This window comes from Ruminococcus sp. B05, from assembly GCF_003628495.1.
GTDB classification, from domain to species: domain Bacteria; phylum Bacillota; class Clostridia; order Lachnospirales; family Lachnospiraceae; genus Schaedlerella; species Schaedlerella hominis.
Genome location: NZ_RBZR01000057.1, coordinates 1 through 2,191, shown reverse-complemented (window position 1 = coordinate 2,191; position 2,191 = coordinate 1). Strand labels below are relative to the sequence as shown.

General features: G+C 43.7%; 2 protein-coding genes. Both read right to left on the bottom strand.

Annotation, left to right across the window (positions count from 1 at the left end; translation table 11 throughout):
- Positions 1-160 precede the first annotated feature (160 nt).
- The gene (locus D8Q48_RS16920) at positions 161-1,501 is read right to left on the bottom strand and encodes an ISAs1 family transposase (RefSeq protein ID WP_227156865.1); all 1,341 of its coding nucleotides are present in this window, start codon (positions 1,499-1,501) and stop codon (positions 161-163) included.
- Complete coding sequence (locus tag D8Q48_RS16915) at positions 1,446-2,027, bottom strand: hypothetical protein (RefSeq protein WP_055148571.1); 582 nt, start codon at positions 2,025-2,027, stop codon at positions 1,446-1,448. The genes D8Q48_RS16920 and D8Q48_RS16915 overlap by 56 nt, the downstream gene beginning before the upstream one ends.
- Positions 2,028-2,191: the final 164 nt, after the last annotated feature.

The window sequence follows — 2,191 nt, the reverse complement described above, 5'->3', positions numbered from 1 at the left end:
CAGGGTTGTTTCATGAACTATCCATGGGCAGATCTAACTTATTGCATCCTTGCTATCACATCTCTCATATTGTTTCTGATTCATTGGTCATGTAAAAAAGCGCAAATTAACTCTATATCCCTTTACAGGACCTTTTTTCAGAGGTATTCTTTTTATATAGTCAATAGAGACTGGCTATGCCTTGAAACACATACCGTTCCCGCAAAGCGGCATTGTCACAAAAGCAGTCCATCATTTCTGTCATTATATTTGCCAGACCCGTCTCGTACATTGCCAGACGCAGGATGTTGTATGCGTATTTTCTGATGAGCGACAGGTTGTTCCGGGACTTTTTGGCTGGCGAGCGGTCTTCCCTAAATGTATCGTCCAGCACATGATGGAGCCGGTTCTCTATTGACCAGTGCATTCTTTTTATGCTTCCCAGCTCCTCTGCTGTAAGGATCAGGTCTGATATCAGTGCCGTACACTGGACATCTTTCCCGGCTCCCTCTCCAGCAGAAGGAGCTGGGATTCTTCTGGAGCCTTTTTCCAAAAACTCTTCCTTCGACGGCGTCACATCATTCCCCTGGCTGTCTTTTTCCTTGGGTATCCTCACCTGCTTGATCCGCCCAATACTTTGAACGTGCGGCCATTCTTTTTGGCTTTTGGTCAGATTTGAAGCGTCTTTACATATCTGGCAAGTCCTATACTCATTTCTGTCCCGGTTTTTTTCCATCTGGCTGATTTCTTCGTATTTCTCAAGGAACTCCTTCATCCCAGGATCCATAGCTTCGCCTTTTTTTCTTTTGAGATCTTCCGCCCCCAGTTTATCCATGAACGTATGAATCTCCTCATAGGCCTCCGGCTGATTTTTCTTTACTGTTAACACAAAATGTCCTCCCTGTTCATGAATCTGTTCCATGATTGCAGTCTGTGTCCCAACAGCATCAATCGTTACAATGCTCCCGCTGATATCCAGAAGCTTTAATAATTCAGGAATCGCCGTAATCTCATTCGTCTTTGAATCTACCGGAAGCTGTGCAAGTATCAATCCCCGGACCGTTTCCACTACATTCAGCAGCATCGGGGTTGTCTCACCTTTCGTTTTTTCCGTTGCACCGCACAATGCTTTCCCATCAATAGCTAGATGGGTATTTCTGGATTCCACGATCTCGCCAATCCACTCCATAAAAGCATACAAAGCTAATTCCTCATCAATGCCATTCAACATCCGGGTAATAGTGGAAGGCGAGGCGATCCCGTATTTTAAGTTCATATGCTTCCGCAGCTCTTCCAAGTGGGTTTTGCACCATTTCAGGCTCCTGCGGATCGTTGTCCGGCCACAAAGGAATCCGAGGGTGACGCATACCAGCATTTCTCCAAGATCGTGTCTTTTCTCTCTGCCGCACCGATAATCCGGAATCTGCCTGAAATAATGGATCAATTTTTCTGTCAGAACAGTCTTTTCAGCACATTTCCAATGCCACCTGTATTTTCTCCAGGAGTCTCCGTTGCCCCTCATTCACTTTCGAAATGATTTCCGTTTTATCCAGGCATACTAAATAGATGGTCTCTAACTGATGTAATTCTTCCAGGCCAATGCCCTGTTTTTTATAAATTCTGCGGGACAGGGACGCTGTCTGGGCTGCAAACTGATATCGGAAATCCGATTCTTTTTTCATCACTCGTGTTTTCTGGATATAAGAGGTTGGAGACTGTTTTAGAAGAATAATGGAAAGTACATCCTGCCAGTCATCCCCCAACGGTTTTTTCCAATCATCCGGACACAACTCCCAGACGGCTTTTGAAAATCCGTATTCCCATACTTCTGCATCTGTCAAAGATACTTTTCTTTTATTGCTTTGTATTACTCCTTCCGGAGTAATCACGCCGATATAGGTATCGACTGGCTGCGGATACTTTTTCCCTTTCACGCGCCGGGATGTTCTTTTATAGAGATAATACGAATCTCCTTTTTTCTTCACGGTAGTTCCTTTGATCCGATACTTCTGAACCCAATCCGGGTACTTTTTCTCAGTTACTGGCATAATATCCTCCTTTCTGTATAGGTGCAATACACCTATACCATATAGATATTATACCTCTACAGGCACAAAAAATCAAGAGTTACACATGTTTTGTATAACATGCATAACCCCCGATAAAATCTGATCTTTTTATGTTTTTAAAAATCCTTCATGAAACAACCCTG

Coding starts and splice junctions, on each gene's coding strand:
- D8Q48_RS16915 (WP_055148571.1), bottom strand. CDS start 2,027: ATGCCAGTAACTGAGAAAAAGTACCCGGATTGGGTTCAGAAGTATCGG.
- D8Q48_RS16920 (WP_227156865.1), bottom strand. CDS start 1,501: ATGAGGGGCAACGGAGACTCCTGGAGAAAATACAGGTGGCATTGGAAA.